Origin of the sequence: Microbacterium sp., from assembly GCF_051860965.1 — a bacterium.
GTDB lineage: Bacteria > Actinomycetota > Actinomycetes > Actinomycetales > Microbacteriaceae > Microbacterium.
Genome location: NZ_JBIMKU010000002.1, coordinates 155,667 through 181,118, shown reverse-complemented (window position 1 = coordinate 181,118; position 25,452 = coordinate 155,667). Strand labels below are relative to the sequence as shown.

Genomic DNA, 25,452 nt, shown 5'->3' with positions numbered 1-25,452 from the left:
CCCTCAGCGCTTCTCCTGGCGGGCGGCCGTGAAAGCGGCGTCGTACGCCGCGCGGATGGATGCCGGCTGGAATCGCGTGCCGATCGTCGCCGCGACGCGTTCGGGCGTGAGTTCGCGGCGTCGGCTCCACACGTCCTGGACCGCGTCGGCGAAGGCGACGGCCGTGCGATCGTGGACGAGCCGGCCGTTGGCGTCCTCGATGTAGTCGCGCTGCCCGCCTCGGTCGCCGATCACCACGGGGCGGCCATGCGTGATGGCCTCGAGCGCGCTGAGGCACAGGGTCTCGCCGACGGTGGGCAGCACGAAGATGTCGGCGCCGTCGAGGGCGGCCGCGACTCCGCGGGCGTCCTGAGCGCCCAGGAGGCGCACGCTGTCGCCTCCCTCGGCTTCCAGGCTCATGCGCAACGGGCCGTCGCCCGCCCATGCGAGTGTCGTCGGCTGGCCGCGCCGCACGAGCTCACGCACCGTCTCGACGGCGAGGAGCGGATCCTTGCCCGGCACGAGTCCGCCCACCGCGACGAGCCGGAGGTGGTCCGGGTCGTGCGGCGGTGCGACGAGCGGCGCGGCGGGCACGACCGACGGGACGATCATGATTCTGCCGCGGCGGAACCGTCCCACGCGATCGGCGAGGTAGCTGCTCACGGCCGTGACGACGTCGGGGCGGCGCAGCAGGCGTCCGGTCGCCGAGAGCACGAGGCGTCCGCGCCATGAGAGCGTCCGCGGATCGGCGATCCCGGACCAGTGCTCGGAATGCACCCACGGCTTCTCGACTCGTCGTCCGGCGAACGGCAGAAGCGTGCTGAACGCATGGGTGTGGAGGATCTCCGCGCGCTCGAGCATCGGCGCGATGGCAGACCACGCGCGACGGATGGCGCGCGGATCGAAGGTCGACATCGGCACGCGGGTGATCGGGACGACCGACGCCGCATCCGCCGCAGCGTCTGCATCGGAGATCAGCTCGGGGGATGCGAGGTGCAGCACCCTCACGTCGTGCTCGGTTGCGAGGAGCTCAGCATCGCGCCGCACGAAGATGCCGGAGACAGGGTTCGCGACACTCGGATACCAGGTAGTGACGATGAGCACCCGCACCGCATCACTCTACCCAGCAGACGACGGAGGCGTGGTCGGCGCCTGCCTACACTGGGAGCGTGAAGGTCCTGAGCGTCGTGGGCGCCCGCCCCCAGTTCGTCAAGCTCGCGCCCATCGCCAAGGCGGCGGCCTCCGCGGGCGTCGAGCACGTGATCGTGCACACCGGCCAGCACTACGACCCGATGCTCTCCGACGTCTTCTTCCAGGACCTCGGCATCCCCGCACCGACCGTCCACCTGGGCGTCGGCAGCGGTTCGCACGGTGTGCAGACGGGCGCGATGCTCGGGGCGCTCGACGCCGTGTTCGACGAGCACCACCCCGACTGGGTCCTCGCGTACGGCGACACGAACTCGACCCTCGCCGCGGCGCTGAGCGCCGTCAAGATGCACGTGCCGGTCGCTCACCTCGAGGCCGGCCTGCGCTCGTTCAACCGGCGCATGCCCGAAGAGCACAACCGTGTCATGACCGACCACGCGGCCGACCTCCTGCTCGCGCCGACGCACGTGGCCGTACAGCATCTCGCGGCCGAAGGACTCGAGGACCGCACGGTCCTCGTCGGGGATGTCATGACGGATGTGCTGTTCGAGATGCGGGATGCCCTCGGCTCCACACCCTCGGCGCTGCTGGCGGAACTCGACCTGACTCCGCGCGGATTCTACGTCGCCACGATCCACCGCGCCGAGAACACCGACGACCCCGTCCGTCTCGCGGCGGTCGCCTCCGCCCTTGCGCGTCTCGACAAGCCCGTCGTCCTCCTGGCGCATCCGCGCGTGGTCGCCAGGGCTGCGGGTCAGGGCGTCGCACTCAGCACCGGCGCGCTCATCGAGCACGCGCCGCTCGCCTACCCCGACCTCATCGCGGCGGTGCTCTCCAGCGCCGGCGTGATCACGGATTCGGGCGGTCTGCAGAAGGAAGCCTTCCTCCTGCGCGTGCCGTGCACGACGGTGCGCACCGAGACCGAGTGGGTCGAGACGGTCGACCTCGGCTGGAACGTGCTCGCCGACACTGCGGACGAGATCGCCGCCGGAGTGTCGCGGGCACGGCCCGCGGACACCGACGCGGCTCCCTACGGCGACGGGCGTGCCGCTGAACGCGTCATCTCGGAGCTCATCGCCCACGCGCGGTGAGCTCCGCCCCGAGACGTCACGACATCGGATCCGGCTTCCGTTGCATCGTCCTTCGCCGGACCGCGACTCCGGTACGCCGCACCAGGTAGGCCACCATGATCGCGAAGAACACGAGCCCCGGAAGCGCGTACCTGAACTGCGTGGGCGTGCCGTTGGTCACGTTGTACAGTCCCGTCGCGAGAATCGCGCCGAGCAGCAGATGCGCCTCGGGCCGTCGCCAGAACACGATCATCGAGATGACGGCCAGCAGGATGAACGTGACGAGGACGCGATCCCCGGACATGAGTGTGTAGGCGTCGCGGGACAGGATTCGCAGGATCACGCCGGGAACGGCCAGTAGTGCCTCGCCGAGACTGTCGGTGCCCGTCTGCTTCAGGAACTGGTCGAGCTGCGAGAACGACGGGAACACGAGCGACTGGACGATCTGGCACGTCACGGCCGTGCCGGCGACGAGCACCGCCGGCCACATCCAGACGGAGTTGCGGCGCTCGAGGAGCGAGCCGATCACCCACGCGACCAGGAAGGCCCCGGCGACGATGAAGGTGGCCTGCCGCGTGAATGCCGCGCCGACAGTCGCTCCCACGGCGAGTACGAGCCACGAGCGATTGCGGTCGCGCATCCATCCCCAGGCGCCGACGAGAGCGAGGACGGTCCACAGGGAGGACAGCGATTCGGTCAGCATCATGCCGTAGAAGGTCATGATGTAGTAGCTGCTGTTGATCATGATCATGACGGCAGCCGCGGCGGGTGCACCGTAGCGGCGGAGGAGCACAAGCGTGAGCGCGATCTCAAGAGCGATCGTCACCACGAGCACCGTCGCCGCGAGTCCGAGGGGTCCCATGATCTTCACGAATGGCACCGCGAGAGCGGGCAGCATGACGCGGGGCTGGACCAGCCCCCAGCCGAAGAGCTCATCGACGGGCGGGATCTCGATGCCGTAGCGGGAAGCGAACTCGACGGTGCGATCGCGCGCGATGTCCGGAGAATCGCCACCGAAGAGGAAGGTCATCGCGAGGTAGTAGCGACTGTCGGGCGCGAAGAAGGGCTGATGCTGCACGAAGGCGAGGTAGGACACCGAGAACGACACTGCGACCACGATCCACAGCAGGATCGTGCCCGAGTTCGTCCGGAGCCAGGAGGTCCATGCGTGGGCGGAGTACATCGTCGGCAGCTCCTCAGCGTGCAGCCGGCACGGCATCGGCGGCGGGCGGGTCGGCGGGGGCGTCGCGTGGTCGGACGACGTCGCCGGTTCGGCGCAGCACGAGCGCAGCGCTGACCAGGTAGAAGACGAGACCCGGCAGGGCGTAGCGAAATGCGGTGGCCGTGCCATTTGTGATGTTGTAGAGCGCGAGTCCCAGCAGAGCGCCCACCAGCAAGTGCGATTCGCTCCTCTTCCAGAACAGGACGATCCCTGCGAGTGCCAGCACGATGAGCACGAGGACGCTCGGGTCGTTGGCCAGGAAAGCACGCACGTCTTCGCTGAGGATGCGGCGTGCGACACCGGGGATCGCGAGGATCGCGCCGCCGAGGCTGTCGGAGCCCGTCTGCGAGAGGAACTGATCCGTCTGCGAGAACGGGGCGAAGACGAGCATCTGCAGCAGCTGCAGTCCGACGCTGCCGCCGCCGAGGACCACGGCCGGCCACATCCACTCACTCCGCCACGACCGGTTCACCAGCATCCCGAGCAGCCACGCCATGACGAAGGCGCCGGCAGGGATCAAGGTCGCCTGTCGGGTGAAAGCAGCGAGGGCGACGAGCGTGAAGAGGGCGACGAGGAGCCACGTGCGCCGTCGACGAATGTAGGCCCACCCCGCGGCGAGCATCCCGACAGAGAGGAGTGCCGAGAGCGATTCGGTCAGCATCGCGGCGTCGAACCACATGATGTAGGTGCTCGTGTGCACGAGCAGCATGACAGCCACCGCGGGCAGGTTGCCGTAACGACGCATGAGCAGCAGCGAGGCGGCGATCGTCAGGCCGACGGTCAGGAGGGCGGTCGTCACGGCGAGGCCGATCGGTCCCCAGATCGCGACGAACGGCGCCGCGAGTGCGGACAGAACGACCCGGGGCTGCACGAGCCCCCAGTCGAAGAGCTGCTCGAGAGGCGCGACGCCCTTGCTCGTGTACGCGGCTCCGAACTCGATGACGGCGTTCCGGGCGTCCTCGCGGCTCATGCCCGAGAACCACAGGGCCTTGGCGAGATAGAACGCCGAGTCGGGTGTGTAGATCGGCTGGGTGCGGAGCACGCGCAGGTAGCCGATCACGAAGCTCGTGGCGATGATCGCCCACGAGAGCAGCGCACCGCCGTGGGTGTCGAGCCGGTTTCGGATCCGAGATCGGAGCGGGATCGTGTCAGTCATGGAACTCGGCATCGATGGGGGGATGGATGAACGCGGATCGCCGTCGTTCGTCGACTCTCCCGTTGAACGATACCTCAGCGGCCACATCGACCCCCTCCCGTGAGGCGGCCGCCCGCTCGCGCCGTAGACTGGAATCCATGCGCATCGCCGTCGTGGCCCTGGGAAAGATCGGGCTTCCTCTCGCCGTCCAGTTCGCCGATTCTGGGCACGATGTCGTCGGCGTCGATGTCAATCCCGCGACGGTGGCGAGCGTCAACGCCGGTGTCGAACCGTTCCCCGGCGAGGCGCACCTTCAGGAGAAGCTCACGGAGCTGGTCCCCGCGGGCCGCCTGCGGGCCACGACCGACTACGCCGAGGCGATTCCGGGTGCCGACGCCGTCGTGCTCGTCGTACCCCTGTTCGTGAACGACACCACGTGGGAGCCCGACTTCGCGTGGATGGATGCCGCAACCCGCTCTCTGGCAGAGCATCTGACCCCCGGCACGCTCGTGTCGTACGAGACGACGCTGCCCGTCGGCACGACTCGCGGCCGGTGGAAGCCGATGCTCGAAGCGGGCTCGGGACTGGTCGAGGGCGTCGACTTCCATCTCGTCTTCTCTCCGGAGCGCGTGCTCACGGGCCGCGTCTTCGCCGATCTGCGCAAGTACCCCAAGCTCATCGGCGGGCTCACGGACGCCGGAGCTCAGCGCGCGCGCGAGTTCTACGAAGCCGTCCTCCAGTTCGACGAGCGCGACGACCTGCCGCGTCCGAACGGCGTGTGGGACCTCGGCAGCGCCGAGGCATCCGAGATGGCCAAGCTCGCCGAGACCACGTACCGCGACGTGAACATCGGCCTCGCGAACCAGTTCGGTCTGTTCGCGGCGGAGCACGGCATCGACGTCTACCAGGTGATCGAGGCCTGCAACTCCCAGCCGTACAGCCACATCCATCGGCCGGGCATCGCGGTGGGCGGCCACTGCATCCCCGTCTACCCCCGCCTCTACCTCTCGACCGACCCCGACGCCGACATCGTCCGCACCGCACGGCTGCTGAACGCGTCGATGCCGGAGCGGCTCGTCGCTCAGGCGGCCGGCGTCCTCGGATCGCTCGACGGACTGCGCGCCGTGGTCCTGGGCGCGGCGTACCGGGGGGGAGTGAAGGAGACCGCCTTCTCGGGCGTCTTCCCCACGGTCGAGGCCCTGCGGTCCCGAGGCGCCGAGGTGTCCGTGCACGACCCGCTCTACAGTGACGATGAGCTTCGCGGACTCGGCTTCGAGCCGTTCGCGCTCGGTTCGCAGACCGACGTCGCCGTGCTCCAGACCGATCACGCCGCCTACCGGGCCCTCGCACCTGCGGACCTGCCCGGCATCCGGCTCATCGTCGACGGTCGCAATGCGACCGACGCGGCTCTGTGGAGCGGCACGCCCCGCATCGTCGTCGGCGCCGGCGCCTGACCTCGTCTGTCGAGGGGCCGCTCCCCAGCGAGGGTGCAGCTCGGTCGCGTCAGCCGATCTGACGCATGGAGGTCCAGCCGGAGCCGACCGCGACGCCCGAGATCCACCCGCCGCGGCCATCTGCCCGATAGAGCACGAGCGATCCGGTAGCGGTGCGGGCGAGCACGTCGGACGTGCCGTTGCCGTCGAAGTCTCCGGCGCTCGAGACGGATGTGAAGGCGCCCCACCCGGTCCCGATCTGGCGCGCGGTGCCCCACGTCCCACGGCCGGTCGTCGGATACACCCAGAGCCTGCCGTTGGTGTGACGCGCGATGATGTCGCCCCGCGCGTCACCCGTGAAGTCGCCGGCATAGAAGATCGAGGTCATCGACCCCCACCCGTTGCCGATCTTGGTGTTGCCCTTGTTGAAACCGCCTCTGCCGTTGCCGGTGTAAAGGAGCAGATCCCCGCTCGTGGTGCGCGCCAGCACATCCGTCAACCGATCGCCGTTGAAGTCGATGCCGCCGATGAGCTGGGTGAAACCGCCCCAGCCGGAGCCGATGCGCGTCGGACCGGTCAGACCCCCACGACCGTCGCCGGAGTAGAGCATGAGCGCGCCGTCGCCCTCGACCTTCGCGAAGTCGGGACGCCCGTCCCCGGTGAAGTCGCCGAGAGTCGTGACGGCTGCCGTGCCCCAGCCCGACCGGATGACAGACGACGTCTTCCAGCCGGATGCCCCGTTGCCGCGATAGAGCATCAGGTCTCCGGTCGAGGTGAGCGCGAGCACATCGGCGCTGCCATCCGAGTCGAGGTCGCCCGCGCCGCCGGGGAGGGTGCGCACTGGCGATCCGATGGCGAACAGCTGCACCCAGTAGGTCTTGTAGCAGCTCCCCGTCGCGTACCCGACGCCCAGACCCGTGTAGCGACCGTTGAGGATGTTCGCGCGGTGTCCGGACGAAGCCATCCACCCGGCCATGACCGCGCTCGCCGTCATCTGGCCGGCGGCGATGTTCTCGCCGGTCGAGGTCCAGCCCGCGGGCGCGGTGCGCTCGCTGCGCCAGGCCGAGGTGCTGTGTGCGAACGTGCAGCTGCCGGCGAGGTAGCGTGCCCATTCGCCGGCGGCCGCGTCGAGGGCGGCGTTGCTCGCGAGAGCACCGAGTCCGGCCTTGGCGCGCTCGGCGTTGGTGAGGTCGAAGACCTCGCGGGCGACGCCACCCGCGGCCTGCGCGGGGGCGGGAACGGCCACGGCGAGAGCGGTGATCAGAGCGGCGACGACGAGAAGGCTGGCCGCGCGGGCTGAGGGGCGGACGCGGCTCCGGGGAGAGGGGGGCACTTTCGAGACGATATCGACTCTGCGCCGCTCTGCGCCAATCGTCAGAGATACGAGACGAGGGATTCGCGCGCGTCCGCGACCTCGAAGCCGGTGCTCGCGATCTTCGAGAGGTCGAGGACGGAGTTGCGGGGTCGGGGCGCGACCGGACCGGCCGCCGACGCGAAGTACGCCTCGGTCGAGACCCCCGTCACACGCGCGGGGTCGTGGCCGGTGTGCTCGAAGACGGCTCGCGCGATGTCGGCCCAGGTCGTCGGCTCGCCCCCGCCGGAGAGGTTGTACGTGCCGAAGGGCGCGTCGGTGGCGAGCAGGTGATGGATGCCCCGTGCGATCTCGCTCGTGAACGTGAGCCGCCCGACCTGGTCGTCGACGACCCTCGGATCGATGCCGCGCTCGGCGAGAGAGGCCATCGTCCGGACGAAGTTCCTCCCGTCGCCGATGACCCAGGACGTGCGCACCACGTAGTGCCGCGGAGCGACGGCGACCGCGGCATCCCCGGCCGCCTTCGTCTGCCCGTAGACGCCGAGCGGGGCGAACGGCGCGTCCTCGGGGTACCCTCCCTCGCGGGTGCCGTCGAAGACGTAGTCGCTCGAGATGTGAACGAGCGTGAGGCCGTTCCGGGCGGCGAGACGGGCGAGGCCTGCCACACCCGTCGCGTTCGCGGCCCAGGCATCCCGCCGTCCCTTGGCCGTCTCGGCGAGATCCACCGCGGTGTACGCGGCGGCGTTGATGATCGTTCCGTAGTCGCGCCAGCGGCGCGCGCTCACGAGATCGGGTGAGGCGAGATCGAGATCCTCGCGCGCGGCGTACTCGATGTGCGGGGCATCGCCGAGCTCGAGCCGCAGCGCCCGGCCGAGCTGGCCGTTGGCGCCGAGGACGAGGGTCTTGCGCGGGGCCATGGGCACGACGTCGCCCAGGCGCGGGTGCGCGAGGTCCTTCGGCGAGATCTCGACGTCCGTCAGGGGGATGGGCCAGGCGATCGCGGCCGTCTCGTCGGCGAGGTTGAGGAAGGTGTATTCCGCGTCGGGCGACCAGTGGTCGTTGACGAGGTAGGTGTAGGCCGTGTCGGCCTCGAGCGTCTGATACGCGTTGCCCACGCCGCGCGGGACGAGGATCGCGCGCGACGGATCGATCTCTGTCGTGAACACGGTGCCGAAGGTCGGCCCCTCGCGCAGATCGACCCACGCGCCGAAGATGCGGCCGGTGGCGACGGAGACCCACTTGTCCCAGGGCTCGGCGTGGATGCCGCGGGTCGTGCCGACCGCGTCGTTGAACGACACGTTGTTCTGCACGGGGCCGAAGTCGGGGAGCCCCGCGGCGATCATCTTCTCGCGCTGCCAGTTCTCCTTGAACCAGCCGCGGCTGTCGCCGTGGACGGGCAGCTCCCAGACGACCAGGCCCGGGATGGGCGTCTCGATCCGCGCGAGCGCCTTGCCGAACGTCGTCATCACTGGCCCTTGGAGGCGTAGAAGGCCTCGACGCCGTCCTTCGACGGCGCCCACCACGACTCGTTGTCGCGATACCACTGGATCGTCGCGGCGAGTCCTGCCTCGAAATCGCCGTAGGACGGCGTCCACCCGAGCTCGGTGCGCAGCTTCGTCGAGTCGATCGCATAGCGCAGGTCGTGGCCCGCGCGATCGGTGACGTGGTCGTAGGCGTCCTTCGGCTCTCCCATCAGCTCGAGGATGAGCTCGACGACGTCCTTGTTGTTCTTCTCGCCGTCGGCGCCGATGAGGTAGGTCTCACCGATCTCGCCCTTGTCGAGGATGGTCAGGACGGCCGACGAGTGGTCGTCGGCGTGGATCCAGTCGCGCACGTTCTCGCCGGCGCCGTAGAGCCGGGGACGGATGCCGCGGATGACGTTCGTGATCTGGCGGGGGATGAACTTCTCGACGTGCTGATAGGGCCCGTAGTTGTTCGAGCAGTTCGAGATCGTCGCGCGGACGCCGAACGAGCGCACCCACGCGCGCACCAGCAGGTCGCTGCCGGCCTTGGTGGAGGAGTACGGGCTCGAGGGGTTGTACGGCGTCGACTCGGTGAACCGTGCCGGATCGTCGAGCTCGAGATCGCCGTACACCTCGTCGGTCGAGATGTGGTGGAGACGGCGGTCGTGGCGGCGTGCCGCCTCGAGGAGCGTGTACGTGCCGATGATGTTGGTGTCGAGGAACGGGCGCGGGTCGTGCAGCGAGTTGTCGTTGTGCGACTCCGCCGCGTAGTGCACGACGGCGTCGGCCTGCGCGAACAGCTCGTCGACGAGGCCCGCGTCGGTGATGTCGCCCTTGACGAACGTGACACGGTCCTCGGGCAGGCCCGCGAGCGAATCGAGGTTGCCGGCGTAGGTCAGCGCATCGAGCACCGTCACGTGGTGGTCGGTGTGACCGACGACATGGTGCACGAAGTTCGATCCGATGAAACCGGCGCCCCCCGTCACGAGCAGCTTCGACATCAGTGGCCTCTCTCCAGGACTTCGAGCAGATACGTTCCGTAGCCGGACTTCACGAGCTTCTCCGCGCGGGCGCGGAGGGCGTCGTCGGTGAGGAAGCCCTGACGCCAGGCGACCTCTTCGGGGACGCCGATGCTCATGCCGGTGCGGCGCTGGATCGTGCGGACGTACTCCGCTGCATCCGTCATCTGATCGAACGTGCCGGTGTCGAGCCACGCCGTGCCGCGGGGGAGGACGTCGACCTGCAGCCTGCCGCGCTCCAGGTACTCGCGGTTGATGTCGGTGATCTCGTACTCGCCGCGGGCGCTGGGGGCGAGGTTCCGCGCGATCTCGACCACGTCGTTGTCGTAGAAGTACAGACCGGGCACGGCGTAGTTGCTCTTGGGGGCGGTGGGCTTCTCTTCGAGCGAGATCGCCGCTCCGCTCGCGTCGAACTCCACCACGCCGTAGGCGGCCGGCTCGGCCACCCAGTAGGCGAAGATGGCGCCGCCCTCGATGTCGCGGAAGCGCTTGAGCTGGGCACCGAGCCCGGGGCCGTAGAGCAGGTTGTCGCCGAGCACGAGCGCGACGGTGTCGTCGCCGATGAAGTCGGCGCCGATCGTGAACGCCTGCGCGAGACCGTCGGGGGAGGGCTGCTGCGCGAACGTGAGGCGGATGCCGAACTGGGAGCCGTCGCCGAGCAGACGTTCGAAGAACGGCGCGTCGTGCGGCGTCGTGATGATCAGGATGTCGTCGATCCCGGCGAGCATCAGCGTCGACAGCGGGTAGTACACCATCGGCTTGTCGTAGACCGGGATCAGCTGCTTCGAGACCCCCAGCGTGATGGGGTGCAGCCGCGTGCCCGAGCCGCCGGCGAGAATGATGCCTTTCACAACTCACAATCCTGCCAGACGGCGCTGGATAGACTCGCGCTCATGCTCTCGGCGCCGGTGGTCCATGTCGACGCCTGAGCGCGCACGGAGCGGACTCGTGCCGATCCTGGTCGCGACGGCCGTCGCGGGTCTCCTCGGGTACGTCATCCAGCTCCTCGCTCCCGCGCTGCTCGCCGACGCCGACGACTACCTCGCGTTCTCGGTCTTCTGGTCGGCGCTCTACCTCGCCGTGACGGCGCTCTCGGGCATCCAGCAGGAGGTCACGCGCGCCGCGCACCCGGCTGCGCACGAACCTCCGTCGCGCACCCTCCGGGACTTCACGCTCCTGGTCATCGGTGTGGTCATCGCCGCCGTCGCGGTATTGACGGCGGTGTTCGGCACCCTCGTCTTCCCGGTGCAGACCTGGGCCCTCGCCGGATGGCTCGCCGTCGGGCTCGTGGGCTATGTCGTGACGGCGGCCCTCTCAGGGGTTCTCTACGGGCTCTCCCTCTGGCGCGAGATCGCCGCCCTCACGATCGTCGACGCGGTCGTGCGCGCGCTGCTGGTCGTCGCGGGTCTGGTCCTGGGCCTCGACCCCGTCTGGATCGCCGGTCTCGTCGCGGTGCCTTTCATACTCGCGTTCGGTCTCGTGTGGCTGGCGGTGCGTCGGCGCGTCGTCGGGGCGTTCCGCCTCGACGTGGGCTGGCGGCGGCTGACGACGAACAGCCTGGGCACCGTCGTCGCCTCGACCGCGACCGGGGCCATGATCACCGGGCTGCCGCTGCTTCTGCGGCTGACGACTCCGGGGACGGATGCCACGGCGCTCGCCGGCGTCATCCTCGCCATCACGATCACCCGCGCGCCGTTCATCGTGCCGCTGATGGCCCTCCAGAGCTGGCTCATCACCGTGTTCAAAGCGTCGAAGCGGTCACTCACGCGGCCCGTGCTGCTCGCGATCGCCGCGGGCCTCGGCATCACGGCGCTCGCCGCCGTCGTGGGCTGGCTGCTCGGTCCGTGGCTCGTGGAGGTCGTCTCGGCGGGCAGATACGCCGTGCCGGCGGACCTCATGGCGGCGATCGTCGCGAGCGCCTGCCTCGTCGCGCTCATGGCTGTCACGGGCCCCGCCCTGCTCAGCCGCAGTCGGCACGTCCCGTATGTCGCGGGATGGGTCGTCGCGGCGCTCGCGACCGTCGGGATCCTCGTGACACCGCTGCCGCTCGAGCCGCGCCTCGTGGCGGCGCTGCTCATCCCGCCCGTGATCGGCATCGCGGTGCATCTCGTGGCCGTCGCTCGCGGACTGCACGCGCCCGAGGCATCCACGTCCTCACAGGGGCCTCCGGTAGACTGATCCTCGGCCCGGGCGCGACCGTCCGGAGCATCTTCCTACGTCAAGGATCCCCACATGACCTCCTCCACGGGAACCAAGCGCGCTCTCGTCACCGGCATCACCGGCCAGGACGGCAGCTACCTCGCCGAGCTCCTGCTCGCGAAGGGCTACGAGGTGCACGGGCTCATCCGTCGCTCGTCCTCGTTCAACACGCAGCGCATCGATCACGTGTACCAGCCGGCGCAGGCCGAGGACCACCGTCTGTTCCTCCACTTCGCCGACCTCTCCGACGGCTCCCGCCTCGTCACGCTCCTCAACGAGATCCAGCCGCACGAGGTCTACAACCTGGCGGCGCAGTCGCACGTCCGGGTCAGCTTCGACGAGCCCGAGTACACCGGCGACGTGACGGGGCTCGGCAGCATCCGCCTCCTCGAGGCGATCCGCGCCGCGAAGATCGACACGCGCTTCTACCAGGCGTCCAGCTCCGAGATGTTCGGCGCGACGCCGCCGCCGCAGAACGAGGAGACCCCGTTCTACCCGCGCTCGCCCTACGGCGTCGCCAAGGTCTACTCGTACTGGATCACCCGCAACTACCGCGAGGCGTACGACCTCTTCGCCGTCAACGGCATCCTGTTCAACCACGAGTCGCCTCGTCGCGGTGGCACGTTCGTCACCCGCAAGATCACGCGTGCGGTGGCACGCATCAAGGCGGGCCTGCAGTCCGAGCTCTACCTCGGCAACCTCGACGCGGTCCGCGACTGGGGCTATGCGCCCGAGTACGTCGAGGGCATGTGGCGGATGCTGCAGCACGACGAGCCCACCGACTACGTGCTCGCCACGAACACCGCGTACACGGTCCAGGACTTCCTCCGCTTCTCGTTCGAGCACGTCGGCCTCGACTGGGAGAAGTACGTCCGTTTCGACGAGCGCTACCTGCGCCCGACCGAGGTCGACGCGCTGGTCGGCGACTACGGCAAGGCCAAGGACCTCCTCGGCTGGGAGCCGAAGGTGCACACCCCGCGTCTCGCGCAGATCATGGTCGACGCCGACTCCGCGGCGCTCGAGGTCGAGGGTCGCCACTACGTCGACCAGGTGCAGAGCTGATCGCACGTGCGACTTCTGCTCACGGGCGGTGGCGGCATGCTCGCCTCGAGCATCGCCGAGGCGTGGCGAGCCCGACGGCCTGACGACGACCTGACGGTGCTGTCGCGCCGCGACGTCGACCTGCGCGACCCCGCTGCCACGCGCGCCGCTGTCGCGGACGCGGCTCCGGATGCCGTGGTCCACACCGCGGCGTACGTCGGCGGCATCGGCGACAAGACGGCCAGACCGCTGCCGTATCTGCTCGACAACGTGCGCATCGACGCCTCGGTCCTCGACGCGGTCGTCGCGGAGGGTGTGCCCGGCTACCTCTACACGGCGTCGGCCGCGGCGTACCCGGCGACGGCGCCCAACCCGATCACCGAGGACGCCCTGTTCGGCGGGCGACTCGAACCCGCCAACGAGGGCTACGGCCTCGCGAAACTCACGGGCCTCACCGCGGTCGGCTACGCCGCTCGGCAGACGGGCGCGTCGTATCGCGCCATCCTGCCCTCCAACCTCTACGGCCCCCGCGACACGTTCGATCCCGCGCGTTCGCATCTCATCGCCTCGACGCTCTTCAAGGCGCACACCGCGCGCGAGACCGGGGCGCCCGCCGTCGAGGTGTGGGGCGACGGCACCGCGCGGCGGGAATTCACCTACGCGCCGGATCTCGCCGAGTGGATCGTGGGCGCCGTCGACGATCTGCCGAACCTTCCCGATGTCGTCAACGTCGGGGCCGGCATCGATCATTCGATCCGCGACTTCTACGAGATGGCGTGCGAGATCGTCGGCTACGACGGCGACCTGGCCTTCGACACGACCAAGCCGAGCGGTGTGCCGCAGCGGCTCATCGACTCCTCGCTCGCGCGCCGCCACGGCTGGGCGCCGCGCACCGACATCCGCGACGGGATGGCCGCGTGCTACGCGTCCTTCCTCGCCCGAACCGCCACTGGAGACATCCGATGACTTCCACCCCCGCCTACCCGCTCGCCACGACCACGTGGGATGACGCCGAGTACGCCGCCCTGCAGCGCGTCATCGCGAGCGGGCGGTTCACCAACGGGCCCCTGGTCAAGCAGTTCGAGGCGGAGTTCGCCGCCCACTTCGGCGCCGGCTTCGGCGTCATGGTGAACTCGGGCAGCTCGGCGAACCTCATCGCGATCGCGGCGGCCGTGCTCGACCCGCGGATCGACCTCAACCGCGGCGACGAGGTCATCGTCCCGGCCGTGTCCTGGCCCACGACGTACTACCCGCTCACGCAGTACGGCCTGCGGCCGCGATTCGTCGACATCGACCTCGACACGCTGAACCTCGATCTCGACCTCGTCGAGGCATCCATCGGTCCGCGCACGAAGGCGATCTTCGCCGTCAACCTTCTCGGCAACCCCAACGACTTCCCGAGGCTCCGCGGCATCGCCGAACGACACAGACTCGTGCTGCTCGAGGACAACTGCGAGTCGCTCGGCGCCGTCAAGGACGGCATCAACGCCGGAACGGCGGGCCTTGCGGGCACGTTCAGCTCGTTCTTCTCGCACCACATCGCCACGATGGAGGGCGGCGTGATCCTCACCGACGACGAGCAGCTCTACCAGGAGATGATCTCCCTGCGCTCGCACGGATGGACGCGGGAGCTGCCCGCCGAGAACTTCGTCCACGACAAGAGCGGCGACGCGTGGGACGACCTGTTCCGCTTCGTGCTGCCGGGCTACAACGTGCGACCCCTCGAGATGGAGGGTGCGCTCGGCATCGAGCAGCTCAAGAAGGTGCCCGCGCTCATCGCGGGGCGCCGCGAGAACGCGGCGCACTTCCTCGAGCGCTTCTCGGGCATCGAGGGCGTCCGCACGCAGCGCGAGACCGGTGAGAGCAGCTGGTTCGGATTCTCGATGGTGCTCGAGGGGCCGCTCGCGGGTCGACGGGCGGATGTCGTGAAGGCGTTCGCCGCGGCCGGCATCGAATCCCGGCCCATCGTGGCGGGCAACTTCACGCGCAACCCCGTCATGGCGCACCTCGACGCCGTCGTACCCGACGAGCTCCCGGCAGCCGACCGGGTCGATGTCGACGGGCTGTTCGTCGGGAACCACCACTACCCCGTGCACGCGGGCATCGACCTCGTGGCCGAGACCATCGAGCGCGTCGCGGCGTCCTAGCGGCGGGGCCGGCCCGCCAGGGCCTTCTCGAACGTCTCGAGGGTGCCGCGCGCGGTGCGCTCCCACGAGAAGAGCTCGGCGCGTGCGTAGCCACGCGTCGTGAGGTCGGCGAGGATGTCGGGCCGCGTGGCCGCCGTCGTCATCGCAGCGGCGATCGAGGAGAGGTCGTACGGGTCGGTGAACAGCGCGACGTCTCCGACGACCTCGCGATACACCGGCAGATCGCTGATCATGACGGGAAGTCCCGCCATCATCGCCTCGAGCGCGGGCAGCGAGAACCCGTCGGCGAACGAGGGCATCGCGAGCACGGTCGCCGTCGAGTAGAGCTCGCGCATCTCGTCATCGTCGACCCACGACTTGAGCTCGACCCAGCGCTCCATGCCGGTCTCGGCGACGACCTCGCGCAGCGGATCGTCGCCGTGGCTTCCCGTGACGACGACCCGCGGGCGGTGCTCCTCGGCGACGAGGGGCAGCGCACGGATGAGGGACGGCCAGTTCTTGTGCGGGCGGCGGTTCCCCGTCGCGAGCACGAGCGGACCGCTCTCGCCCGCGCGACTTCGGTCCGCGCCCTGCACGGCGGTTCCCGCGAGCGGCACGAGGTCGATGCGATCGGCGGGCACCTTGAGGTACCGGATGATCGCCTGCCGGGACTCCTCGCTGATCGTCAGGATGCGGGAGGCGTTGCGCGACGCGAGCCGCTCCATGAACTTCACCGGCTCGGTGTACAGCGGCGTCGACATGTACTGCGGGTGGCTCCAGTAGAGCATGTCGTGCATCGTGACGACGGCTGGCATCGACGTGCGGGCGGGACCGAGCGTCGCAGGGGAGTGCGAGAGGTCCGCTCCGAGCTTCGCAGCCGCGCGCCCGGTCGCGAACAGCTCACCGCGCGCCCACGCGAACCGGTTCTCGCCGCTGATGCCCGATCTCACGGTCTCGCCGGGGAACCAGGAGCGGTCGAGCTCGTAGCCCTCGTTGCTGAACCAGCCGATGTACTCGTGCTGGGGTGCGAGCTCGCCCAGCACGCGGTAGAGCTCGCGGGCGTACACCTCCATCCCGCCCTTGGTGCCGGTCAGGGAGAGCAGGTCGACGAAGATGCGGGCCACGGGGGACGATCCTATCCCGCGATCTCCCAGCGTCCCCCGCGGTATCCTGAACCCCGGCCGCGAACCAGCGGACCTACCGGAAGGGCGAACTGGCGTGACGTGGATGGACTTCGCCGGCGCGGCCCTCGTCGGGATCCTGATCCTGGCCGTCATCGGCGGCATCCTGGGTTTCGCGCTGCGGCTCCGGGGCCTCTGGATCTGGGCGGCCGCGCCCGCGCTCGCGCTGACCGCCATCGGGGGGTCTGCGGTGGTCGCCCCCTGGGTCGGCCTCTCGTGGTCGATCCTCCCGGTCCTGTTCGTCACGATCGTTCTCGCCGCGATCGTCTTCGCCCTCCGCCGCATCCCGAAGTGGGCATTCCGCCCGCGCGTCGCGCGACGTCGCTTCGACGCGTGGCCGGTCGTCGCCGTCGCCCTGGGCGGCGTCATCCTCGGAGTGCGCGTCGTGGAGATCCTGGGCGCCCCCGACGCGATCTCGCAGACGTTCGACAACATCTTCCATCTGAACGCCATCCGCTTCATCCTCGACACGGGCAACGCCTCGTCGCTGCACCTCGGGCTCATGACGTCGCCGAGCGGCAGCCTGCCGTTCTACCCGGCCGGATGGCATGGTCTGGTGTCCCTCGTCGCGCAGATCTCGGGTGTCCCGCCGACGGTCGCCGTCAATGCCACGACCTTCGTCATCTCGGCTGCCGTGTGGCCGATCGGCGTGGTGCTCCTGACCCGCACGCTGTTCGGCCGCAATCGAGTGCTCACCGTCTCGGCGGGCATCCTCGCCGCATCGCTGCCTGTGTTCCCGCTCCTGCTCATGGACTACGGCGTCCTCTACCCGTTCCAGCTGGGCCTCGCACTCCTGCCGGTGGTCCTCGCCGCGACCCTGCGTGCGCTGGGCCTCGTGGGGGACCGCCGCGAGGCGCCGCTGCTGTGGTGGGGACTCGTGCTGCTCGGCATGATCCCGGGGCTCACGCTCGCGCACCCCGGCGCGTTCGTGGCCTGGCTCGCTCTCTCGTTCCCCGCCGCGACGCTCTTCGCGATCCGGCGCTGGCGCGCGGCCTCGACGACCGCGGCTCGCTGGCGCTGCGGCGGTCTGTACGCGGCGTATCTGGTCGTCGGCGCCGGACTCCTGATCGTCCTGCGCCCGCCGTCCGAGGCGCGCGGGTGGCCGCTGTCGATGACGATGGGCGACGCGATCCTGACGGCGCTGACGGGATCCGTGTGGTACGGCGTCATCCCGATCCTCGCCCTGCTGGCGACCGTCGCAGGGCTCGTCTGGACGATCGTCGCACGACGGACGGGCGCCATCCTCGCGGCATCCATGTGGGCGATCGTCGTCGTCCTCTTCGTCACGGTCGCCGCTCTGCCGCTGCACCTCCTCCGTGACGCGCTCACCGGCAGCTGGTACAACAACCTGCCACGGATCGCCGCGATGTTCGCCGTCGTGATGGTGCCACTGGGCTCCTACGGGATCGCGGCGACGTGGAAGTGGATCCGCTCGCGCTCCGGCGTCGTCCGCGCCATGCGGCCCGTGCCGCTCGCCGTGCGCGCGATCGCGGGCGTCCTCGTCGCGATCGCGGCCGTCGGCGCGACACAGGTGGGCCTGTTCACGCCCGTTCCCACGGCCGTCCGGTGGGCGCATGCGCTGTACACCCTCACTCCCGAATCGTCGCTCGTGTCCTCCGACGAGTTCGCGCTGCTGGAGCGGGTCGACGAGCATGTGCCGGAAGGCGTCGTCATCGCCGGCAGCCCGTGGACGGGGGCGGGACTCGCTTACGCGATCACCGGGCGGCACGTGCTCATGCCGCACGCCCTCATGGAGATCAGCCCCGAGCTCGAGCTCATCAATGACGGGCTGAACGACGCGCGGCCCGGTGACGCCGTGTGCGATGCCGTCGAGGATCTCGATGTGGGCTTCGTCCTCGACTTCGGCGTGAACGAGGTGCACGCCGGCAGCCTCAACACCCTTCCGGGCCTCCAGGACCTCGGCGAGTCGAACGCCGTGCGCCTCGTCGACCAGGAGGGCGACGCGAAGCTCTACGAGATCGTCGCGTGCGGCCGCTGAACCGGGTCCGCGGCCGGGTGATTGGTAGGCTGTGAGCACTATGACCGACGCCGCGGACCGGGTTCTCATCATCGTCCCCGCATGGAACGAGTCCCGCAACGTCGGCAACACCGTGCGCGAGATCCGCGCGGCGAGCCAGGACTACGACGTCGCCGTGGTCGATGACGGATCGATGGATGACACGGCCCTCGTCGCCGCCGAAGCGGGCGCGGTGGTGCTCGTCCTGCCGTTCAACCTCGGAGTCGGCGGCGCGATGAAGACGGGGTTCCGCTACGCCCAGCGCCACGGGTACGGCCGCGTCATCCAGGTCGACGCCGACGGTCAGCACAATCCCGCCGAGATCAGTCGCGTCCTCGAGGGCCTCGAGCGCGCCGACATCTCGATCGGCGCGCGCTTCGCGGGCGTCGGGGACTACGACGTGCGGGGCCCGCGCCGGTGGGCGATGATCGTCCTCGCGAAGGTCGTCTCCCGCGTGGCCAAGACTCCGCTCACCGATGTCACGAGCGGATTCCGCGCGGCCGGCCGCAAGGGCATCGATCAGTACGTGCGCTACTACCCGGCCGAGTACTTCGGCGACACCCTCGACTCGCTCGTCGCAGCCGTGCACGCGGGTCTCACCGTGACGCAGGTGCCGGTCGCGATGCGCCCGCGCCAGCACGGTGTCCCCAGCCAGGGCACGCTCGGCTCGGTCGTCTACCTCATGCGCTCCGGCTTCGCCCTCACACTCGCGCTGATGCGGCGTGCGCGCCCCGCGCGCAACGTCGTGGAGGTCGCATGATCGTCGCGGCCGGCATCGGCCTGGCCCTCGTCATCCTGATCGTCGTCTTCTATCTGCTGCTGACCCGCAAGCTGCGCGAGAAGTACGCCGTCGTCTGGCTCGTGATCGGCTTCGTCGTGCTGATCCTGGGGCTCTTCCCGCAGCTCCTGCTGTGGTTCACCGCCGTGCTCGGCGTGCAGCTGCCGGTCAACCTGCTCTTCAGCCTCGCGATCGTGCTGCTCCTCAGCGTCGCCCTGCACCTGTCATGGGAGCTCTCGCAGGCCGAGGACGAGATCCGCCGCCTCGCCGAAGAGGCCGCCATCTCGCGTGCCGCCGTCGATGCGCTCGCTGCGCGGGTGTCGGCGCTCGAGGGCGATCACACGCGTGCGGAGGATGCCACGAGCCACGACGTGGCCGACCTCGACTGACGTCAGCCGGTCTGGATGTCTCCGGGCTGCTGGACCGGATGCGGACGCAGCCGGTCGCCCTTCGGGCGGGCCCACGACATCGCTCGTCGCTCGATGAGCACCCAGCTGAGCCAGGCGAGGGCGAAGGTGACGGCGATCGTGATGACGATGTACACCGGAAGCCCGAGCGCGGCACCGCCGACGAGGACCGTGAGCTGCTGCACGGGCCAGGCGTAGATGTAGAAGCCGTAGGAGACGTCGTTGCGCGCGATCCAGGCGGGCTGCGGGATGACGGCCGAGAGCCAGAGCAGCCCGTACGCGAGGAACGGTGCCGACAGCTGCCCGCCGACGCGCGGAACGAGGATGATGACGGCGATCGCGACGACGAGGGCGCCGATGCCGATCAGTCGGTTGATGCCCCGGCGTTCGACGAGGAAGTAGACGAACGCGCCGCCGAGGAAGAACGGCGCGAGCTTGGCGAACAGCCCGAAGGTGTAGTCGAGACCGAGACGCTCCGACCAGCCCAGCACGACGCCCGCCCAGACTCCGAGGCTGACGACGAAGGCGATCCCGGCCATCCACGCGTTCCGTCGGAAGAGGGCGATGCCGCCGAGCAGCCAGACCAGGATGTAGCAGAGGAACTCGTAGAACAGCGTCCACAGGGAGCCGTTCCAGGCACCGGGGTAGGGCACCGACTGCAGCGTCGTCCCGATGTCGTAGTGATCGATGAACAGGGTGATGTTGCCCCAGATGTACTGCAGCGGCGTGACGGGGGTGCTCAGGAAGCCCGACAGCGTGCCGTGCTCGAGGAGTGCGGCGAGCGGGGCGAAGAGGAACGCCGTCACGACCAGGCAGACCAGGAAGGCGGGGTAGATGCGGGCGACGCGGTGCAGCAGGAACTCGCCCGGCGCTGTGCGCAGTCGGCTGCGGGTGATGAGGAATCCGCTCAGCACGAAGAAGCCCGCGACGGCCCACCCGCCCAGATTCTCGCCGTGGATCATCGGGCCCGTGCCGGCTCCCGCGATGTAGAACGAGTGCGCGAAGAGCACCGTCGCCGCCAGGACGAGCCGGAAGAGGTTCAGGCTGTTGCGACGGTACGGGTAGGGCGAACCCGCGAAGCGCGAGGTCACTTCAGCAGGTTCCGCGACGACATCTCATCGAGCGACCGCTGATAGCTGTCGCCCTCGATCGGCTCCGTGAGGACCCAGCGCACGAACTCGTCGAGACCCTGGGCGAACGACACGGACGGCGTGAAGCCGAGCTGTGTGCGCAGCCGCGTCGTGTCGGCGACGTTGTGTCGGATGTCGCCCAGGCGGTAGTTGCCCGAGATCCGCGTCGGCACCTCGGTGCCGAAGGCCGTGAAAAGGCCGCTCACGACCTCGTTGACGGTGGTCGCGACGCCCGAGCCGACGTTGAAGACGCCGTTCGCCGCATCCGGATGCGTCGCTCCGAGGAACGTGGCCTCGACGACGTCATCGATGTAGACGAAGTCACGGCTCTCGAGGCCGTCCTCGAAGATGTTGATCTCCTTGCCCTGCCGGATGAGGGTCGAGAAGATCGAAAGGATGCCGGTGTACGGGTTCTTGAGCGACTGACCGGGCCCGTAGACGTTCTGATAGCGCAGCGACACCGGCTCGATGCCGATGGTCGGTGCGACCGTCATGATGAGGGCCTCCTGCATCTGCTTCGTGATGCCGTAGACGGATGAGGGATGCAGCTTCGCGCTCTCATCGGTGGGGACGACGGTCAGCGGCCCGGCGCCGGGGAGGTGCACCTCGAAGTCGCCCGCTGCCATGTCGGCATCCGCGCGGTGCGGCGGGTGGACGATCGCGCCCTCGGGGGTGCGGTAGGACCCCTCGCCGTAGATGGAGCGGGAGGATGCGATGACGAGCCGGCTCACCGTGTGCGGCTCGTTGGCGAGCAGATCGAGGAGCTTCGCCGTGCCGCCGACGTTCGTCTCGGTGTAGCGGTCGATCTCGTACATCGACTGCCCGGTGCCGGTCTCGGCGGCGAGATGGACGATGACGGTCGCCCCGGCGAGAGCCGTCCGCAGGTCGTCCTTCGACGTGACGGTCCCCTCGATCACCGTCGCGACGCCGTCGAGCGACGCGAGGAGGGGAGAAGTCGTGGCGGGGTCGGCACCGTGCACCTGCGGGATGAGGGCGTCGAGCACTGTGACCGTGTGGCCGGCGTCGACGAGACGGCGCGCGAGGCGTGTGCCGATGAAGCCGGCGCCGCCGGTGATGAGCACGTGGTCGGGCATGGCGGGACTCCTGGGCTCCGAGGCGGCGGGTGACCCGCGGCCGGGTCAGAAGGCGACGATGTGCGCCAGGGTCGATTCTATCCCGGCGCGTGTGCCGTGCCGGATGACGCCGGGCAGCTCCGAAACAGCGTGCAGCCGGGACATCGTCCGCAAGCGCGCGGCGCGCGCCGTCTTCGACCAGCCGTGGGCGACGGCGAGCCGCCGCGCCTCTGCGTAGTACGTGCGCTCGTCCCGGAACCGGCGGCCGTCGAGCAGCGTCTTCTGCGAGGCGCTGCCGCTGTGGCGACGGTAGGAGAACGCGAGGGCCGGAGTGTAGGCCAGCGTGCAGCCGTCGAAGGCGATGTCCATGAGCAGCGCGAGGTCCTGGATGATCGGCAGACCCTCGCGGAAGTCGATCCGCTTCAGGGTCTCGGTGCGGAAGACCAGTGACGGCCAGTAGAGCCAGTCGCCGCGGATGAGGCTCGTCGCCATCCGGTCGCCGGTGAGCACCGCGATCCCGTAGCCGCCGCGAGGCGCGAGGACTCCCTGCTTGACGCGGTCGGCGAGTGGGCGGACCACGGCACCGTGCTCGTCGATGACCTGTACGCCGGGCTGGATGACGTCGGCGTACGGCACGGCGGAGATCGTGCGCAGGATCACGTCGACGTAGTCGGGATGCAGCAGATCGTCGCAGCCCAGGATCGCGATGTAGGGCTCGCTCGCGCGGCGGATCGCCTCACGGTAGTTCTCGGTGATGCCGAGGTTGACCTCGTTCCGCGTGTACGAGATGCGCTCGTCGTCGAGCGCGGCGAAGTACGCGGGCACGCTCTCGTCGGGATAGCAGTCGTCGATCACGATGAGCCGCCAGTCCGGGTTGCGCTGGGCGCGCACGGAGTCGACGGTCTCGTACAGGAGTGCGGGGTCGCCCCAGAAGGGCACGAAGATCTCGAGTGTCATGACCTCCCCAGAGTACCGGGGCGACGTGGCGCGACTCGCCGCGCTCCATCGCGCAGGGCGTTACGGGAGTCGGGACGCGCCGTCGCCGAGCTTCGGATATGTGGGGGCGGATGGCGTCGCCTGGATGTCCAGCTGCAGCGCGCTGATGAGCATCTGGGTGCCGATCATGAGCGGCAGCGCCGCGAGCATCACCGTCGCCGCGGTCGCGATGACCGACGCCGCGATCTGGAAGATGACCCAGATGCTCACAGCCAGCCCGAAGACGAACAGTGCGAGGCCGAGGAACAGCAGGAGCGCGATCGGCGAGAACGACCAGAGGACGTACCGGTACCAGATGCGGGTCCAGAAGCCGACCGTGAGCCGGTTGAGCAGCTCGGGGATGACCTTGCTCAGACGGATGCTCGAGACTTCTTCGCCGTAGACCGCAGGGATCGGAACGTCGGTCGCGGGTATCTGCAGGATGTTGAGGTGGATCAGGAGGTCGTTCTCGAAGCTGTACCGCTTCGCGACGCGATCGAGCGGAATGCGTCGCAGGACGGACGATCGGATCGCGGTGTACCCGTTCTGCGGATCGAACAGGTTCCAGTAGCCCGAGGCGAACTTCGTGAAGAACGACAGCACGATGTTGCCGAACACGCGGTAACCCGGCATCCCCTCGAAGGACTCCGGCGCGTAGAAGCGGTTCGCCTTGGCGAAGCCGTAGCCCCCCGAGGTCACGGGCTCGAGCAGCGCGGGCAGATATGCGGGATCCATCTGCGCATCGCCGGCCATGACGACGTTCACGTCGGCGCCGAGCTCGAGCGCGGCCTTGTGCGCCGTGATGATGGCGCCGCCGACGCCCTGGTTCTCCTCGTGCCGGATGAGGGTCACACGTGGATCGGCGCTCGCGCGGACCACCTCGCTCGTGGCGTCCGGACTGCAGTCGTCGACGATCACGATGTGGTCGACGTAGTCCGGCATCGTCTCGATGACCCGGGAGATCATGCGCTCTTCCTTGTACGCCGGGACGACGGCGGCGATGACGGCTCCGTCAAACATCGCGGGCTTCGATCTCAGGAGTCGCGAACACCCAGTAACGATATGCGAAGAAGTTCCAGACCGTCGTGGCGATGACCGCGGCGACCTTGCCGATGAGCCAGCCTCCACCGAGCTCGGCCACGCCCCAGACGATCGCCGTCGTGGCGAGCGTGTTGAACACCACGAGGGCTGTGTACTTGCCGACGCTGGGCACCACCTTCGCGTCTGACGCGAAGGCCAGGATCCGCTGGAGCGAGTACGTCGTCGCGAACGAGGCGAGGAAGGCGATCGGGGTTGCGATCGCGAGCGGAATCCCGATCACGTCGTACGCGAGCCACAGCAGCGCGACGTCGATGACGAAGCACAGTCCGCCGACGACGAGGTAGCGCACGGCACTCATCGCCCAGATGCGGGCGACGAAGCCGGCGCGCGGGGGCGGCGCTGAAGCTGTCATGTCCCACACATTCTGTCAGGTCGTCCGAGACGGCCCCGGAGGGCATCCCCAGGATCCCTCGGTCGGGCTCGGTAGACTGGTGCAGCGGCGGCGCCTCTGCCCGCCGCGTCGCCGTGTCTGCGGCGTCTGCTCTCGCGAAGGCATTCTCCATGGATCTCCTCATCGTCGGCTCCGGTTTCTTCGGCCTCACGATCGCCGAGCGGGCCGCGGCATCCGGTCGCAAGGTCGTCGTCATCGACCGTCGTCACCACATCGGCGGCAACGCGTACAGCGAGGACGAGCCCGAGACGGGCATCGAGGTGCACCGCTACGGCGCGCACCTCTTCCACACGTCCAACCCCGCCGTATGGGAGTACGTCAACCGCTTCACGACCTTCACCGACTACGTGCACCGCGTGTACACGAACCACAAGGGCGTCGTGTTCCCGCTGCCGATCAACCTCGGCACGATCAACCAGTTCTTCCAGAGCGCGTACTCGCCCGACGAGGCGCGCGCGCTCGTGCACGAGCTCGCCGGCGAGTTCGACCCCAAGACGGCGCAGAACCTCGAGGAGCGCGGCATCGGCCTCATCGGGCGCCCGCTCTACGAGGCGTTCATCCGCGACTACACCGGCAAGCAGTGGCAGACCGATCCCAAGGAGCTGCCGGCCGACATCATCAGCCGACTGCCCGTGCGCTATACCTACGACAACCGCTACTTCAACGACACGTGGGAGGGTCTGCCCACCGACGGCTACACCGCCTGGATCGAGCGGATGGCCGATCATCCGAACATCGAGGTCCGTCTCTCGACCGACTTCTTCGACGAGTCGCAGCCGTACAACAAGAAGGCCACCGTCGGACAGCTGCCGATCGTCTACACCGGCCCCGTGGACCGCTACTTCGACTACGCCGAGGGAGCGCTCAGCTGGCGCACGATCGATCTCGAGCAGGAAGTCCTGCCGGTCGGCGACTTCCAGGGGACATCGGTCATGAACTACGCCGACGCGGACGTGCCGTACACGCGCATCCACGAGTTCCGGCACTTCCACCCCGAGCGCGAAGACCGCTACCCGAAGGACAAGACGGTCATCATGCGCGAGTTCTCGCGCTTCGCGAACCGCGATGACGAGCCGTACTACCCCATCAACACCGCCGACGACCGCAACGGTCTGCTCGCGTACCGCGAGCTGGGCAAGGGGGAGAAGGACGTCTTCTTCGGCGGTCGCCTGGGCACCTACCAGTACCTCGACATGCACATGGCCATCGGCTCGGCGCTGTCGATGTGGAACAACCAGCTCGCCTCATAGGTGC

At 69.0% G+C, this 25,452-nt stretch carries 23 protein-coding genes; 10 read left to right on the top strand and 13 right to left on the bottom strand.

Annotation, left to right across the window (positions count from 1 at the left end):
* Nucleotides 1–3: 3 nt before the first annotated feature.
* Nucleotides 4–1,083: a glycosyltransferase family 4 protein gene (locus ACTIFV_RS04360; protein WP_439591550.1), complete on the bottom strand. Its 1,080-nt coding sequence runs from the start codon at nt 1,081–1,083 to the stop codon at nt 4–6.
* 65 nt (nt 1,084–1,148) lie between these two features.
* On the opposite strand from ACTIFV_RS04360, the gene wecB reads away from it, so the two are divergent.
* Nucleotides 1,149–2,216, top strand: coding sequence for a non-hydrolyzing UDP-N-acetylglucosamine 2-epimerase (gene wecB / locus ACTIFV_RS04355; RefSeq protein ID WP_439591549.1), 1,068 nt, complete (start codon nt 1,149–1,151; stop codon nt 2,214–2,216).
* A gap of 16 nt (nt 2,217–2,232) precedes the next feature.
* Here the strand turns inward: wecB and ACTIFV_RS04350 are convergent, their stop codons facing one another.
* Together ACTIFV_RS04350 and ACTIFV_RS04345 are read right to left on the bottom strand one after the other, a co-directional pair.
* Nucleotides 2,233–3,378, bottom strand: coding sequence for a hypothetical protein (locus ACTIFV_RS04350; RefSeq protein ID WP_439591548.1), 1,146 nt, complete (start codon nt 3,376–3,378; stop codon nt 2,233–2,235).
* 13 nt (nt 3,379–3,391) lie between these two features.
* Nucleotides 3,392–4,573, bottom strand: coding sequence for a hypothetical protein (locus tag ACTIFV_RS04345; RefSeq protein ID WP_439591547.1), 1,182 nt, complete (start codon nt 4,571–4,573; stop codon nt 3,392–3,394).
* 137 nt (nt 4,574–4,710) lie between these two features.
* On the opposite strand from ACTIFV_RS04345, the gene ACTIFV_RS04340 reads away from it, so the two are divergent.
* Nucleotides 4,711–6,006 (top strand): nucleotide sugar dehydrogenase, encoded by a 1,296-nt coding sequence (locus ACTIFV_RS04340; RefSeq protein ID WP_439591546.1) that lies wholly within the window; start codon nt 4,711–4,713, stop codon nt 6,004–6,006.
* A gap of 49 nt (nt 6,007–6,055) precedes the next feature.
* Here ACTIFV_RS04340 and ACTIFV_RS04335 read toward each other — a convergent pair whose 3' ends face one another.
* Genes ACTIFV_RS04335 through rfbA form a run of 4 tightly spaced genes read right to left on the bottom strand, consistent with a single transcriptional unit; the run spans nt 6,056 to nt 10,630 of the window.
* Nucleotides 6,056–7,318: an FG-GAP-like repeat-containing protein gene (locus ACTIFV_RS04335; RefSeq protein ID WP_439591545.1), complete on the bottom strand. Its 1,263-nt coding sequence runs from the start codon at nt 7,316–7,318 to the stop codon at nt 6,056–6,058.
* Nucleotides 7,319–7,359: 41 nt separating this feature from the next.
* Nucleotides 7,360–8,763 carry a sugar nucleotide-binding protein gene (locus ACTIFV_RS04330; RefSeq protein ID WP_439591544.1) on the bottom strand — a complete coding sequence of 468 codons (1,404 nt, stop codon included), beginning with the start codon at nt 8,761–8,763 and terminating at the stop codon, nt 7,360–7,362.
* Nucleotides 8,763–9,761, bottom strand: coding sequence for a dTDP-glucose 4,6-dehydratase (rfbB, locus tag ACTIFV_RS04325; RefSeq protein ID WP_439591543.1), 999 nt, complete (start codon nt 9,759–9,761; stop codon nt 8,763–8,765). Before rfbB ends, ACTIFV_RS04330 begins: the two co-directional genes overlap by 1 nt.
* On the bottom strand, nt 9,761–10,630 hold the full coding sequence (gene rfbA / locus ACTIFV_RS04320) for a glucose-1-phosphate thymidylyltransferase RfbA (RefSeq protein WP_439591542.1): 870 nt from the start codon (nt 10,628–10,630) through the stop codon (nt 9,761–9,763). The genes rfbB and rfbA overlap by 1 nt, the downstream gene beginning before the upstream one ends.
* Nucleotides 10,631–10,694: 64 nt before the next feature.
* Here rfbA and ACTIFV_RS04315 point away from each other — a divergent pair, with 64 nt between their 5' ends.
* From ACTIFV_RS04315 to ACTIFV_RS04300, 4 genes are read left to right on the top strand one after another with little or no spacing between them, the layout of a single operon-like run.
* Nucleotides 10,695–11,957 carry a hypothetical protein gene (locus ACTIFV_RS04315; RefSeq protein WP_439591541.1) on the top strand — a complete coding sequence of 421 codons (1,263 nt, stop codon included), beginning with the start codon at nt 10,695–10,697 and terminating at the stop codon, nt 11,955–11,957.
* Nucleotides 11,958–12,011: 54 nt separating this feature from the next.
* Nucleotides 12,012–13,040: a GDP-mannose 4,6-dehydratase gene (gene gmd, locus ACTIFV_RS04310; RefSeq protein WP_439591540.1), complete on the top strand. Its 1,029-nt coding sequence runs from the start codon at nt 12,012–12,014 to the stop codon at nt 13,038–13,040.
* Nucleotides 13,041–13,046: 6 nt separating this feature from the next.
* Complete coding sequence (locus ACTIFV_RS04305; RefSeq protein WP_439591539.1) at nt 13,047–13,985, top strand: NAD-dependent epimerase/dehydratase family protein; 939 nt, start codon at nt 13,047–13,049, stop codon at nt 13,983–13,985.
* Nucleotides 13,982–15,166: a DegT/DnrJ/EryC1/StrS family aminotransferase gene (locus tag ACTIFV_RS04300; protein WP_439591538.1), complete on the top strand. Its 1,185-nt coding sequence runs from the start codon at nt 13,982–13,984 to the stop codon at nt 15,164–15,166. The genes ACTIFV_RS04305 and ACTIFV_RS04300 overlap by 4 nt, the downstream gene beginning before the upstream one ends.
* Here ACTIFV_RS04300 and ACTIFV_RS04295 read toward each other — a convergent pair.
* Complete coding sequence (locus ACTIFV_RS04295; RefSeq protein ID WP_439591537.1) at nt 15,163–16,269, bottom strand: glycosyltransferase family 4 protein; 1,107 nt, start codon at nt 16,267–16,269, stop codon at nt 15,163–15,165. The genes ACTIFV_RS04300 and ACTIFV_RS04295 overlap by 4 nt on opposite strands.
* Nucleotides 16,270–16,372: 103 nt before the next feature.
* Here ACTIFV_RS04295 and ACTIFV_RS04290 point away from each other — a divergent pair, with 103 nt between their 5' ends.
* Genes ACTIFV_RS04290 through ACTIFV_RS04280 form a run of 3 tightly spaced genes read left to right on the top strand, consistent with a single transcriptional unit; the run spans nt 16,373 to nt 19,510 of the window.
* Entirely contained in the window at nt 16,373–18,325 is a 1,953-nt protein-coding gene (locus ACTIFV_RS04290; RefSeq protein ID WP_439591837.1) for a DUF6541 family protein, read from the top strand.
* A gap of 40 nt (nt 18,326–18,365) precedes the next feature.
* Complete coding sequence (locus tag ACTIFV_RS04285) at nt 18,366–19,103, top strand: glycosyltransferase family 2 protein (RefSeq protein ID WP_439591536.1); 738 nt, start codon at nt 18,366–18,368, stop codon at nt 19,101–19,103.
* Nucleotides 19,100–19,510 carry a DUF2304 domain-containing protein gene (locus tag ACTIFV_RS04280; RefSeq protein WP_439591535.1) on the top strand — a complete coding sequence of 137 codons (411 nt, stop codon included), beginning with the start codon at nt 19,100–19,102 and terminating at the stop codon, nt 19,508–19,510. Before ACTIFV_RS04285 ends, ACTIFV_RS04280 begins: the two co-directional genes overlap by 4 nt.
* A gap of 2 nt (nt 19,511–19,512) precedes the next feature.
* Here ACTIFV_RS04280 and ACTIFV_RS04275 read toward each other — a convergent pair whose 3' ends face one another.
* From ACTIFV_RS04275 to ACTIFV_RS04255, 5 genes are read right to left on the bottom strand one after another with little or no spacing between them, the layout of a single operon-like run.
* Nucleotides 19,513–20,619, bottom strand: coding sequence for an acyltransferase family protein (locus ACTIFV_RS04275; protein WP_439591534.1), 1,107 nt, complete (start codon nt 20,617–20,619; stop codon nt 19,513–19,515).
* Nucleotides 20,616–21,752, bottom strand: a complete 1,137-nt coding sequence (locus ACTIFV_RS04270) for an NAD-dependent epimerase/dehydratase family protein (RefSeq protein WP_439591533.1) — start codon at nt 21,750–21,752, stop codon at nt 20,616–20,618. The genes ACTIFV_RS04275 and ACTIFV_RS04270 overlap by 4 nt, the downstream gene beginning before the upstream one ends.
* A gap of 45 nt (nt 21,753–21,797) precedes the next feature.
* A complete protein-coding gene (locus ACTIFV_RS04265) occupies nt 21,798–22,688 on the bottom strand; it encodes a glycosyltransferase family 2 protein (protein ID WP_439591532.1) in 891 nt (296 codons plus the stop codon).
* 60 nt (nt 22,689–22,748) lie between these two features.
* Complete coding sequence (locus ACTIFV_RS04260) at nt 22,749–23,726, bottom strand: glycosyltransferase family 2 protein (protein ID WP_439591531.1); 978 nt, start codon at nt 23,724–23,726, stop codon at nt 22,749–22,751.
* Nucleotides 23,719–24,159 carry a GtrA family protein gene (locus ACTIFV_RS04255; protein ID WP_439591530.1) on the bottom strand — a complete coding sequence of 147 codons (441 nt, stop codon included), beginning with the start codon at nt 24,157–24,159 and terminating at the stop codon, nt 23,719–23,721. Before ACTIFV_RS04255 ends, ACTIFV_RS04260 begins: the two co-directional genes overlap by 8 nt.
* 149 nt (nt 24,160–24,308) lie before the next feature.
* Here ACTIFV_RS04255 and glf point away from each other — a divergent pair, with 149 nt between their 5' ends.
* The gene (glf, locus tag ACTIFV_RS04250) at nt 24,309–25,448 is read left to right on the top strand and encodes a UDP-galactopyranose mutase (protein ID WP_439591529.1); all 1,140 of its coding nucleotides are present in this window, start codon (nt 24,309–24,311) and stop codon (nt 25,446–25,448) included.
* The last annotated feature ends 4 nt before the right edge of the window (nt 25,449–25,452 follow it).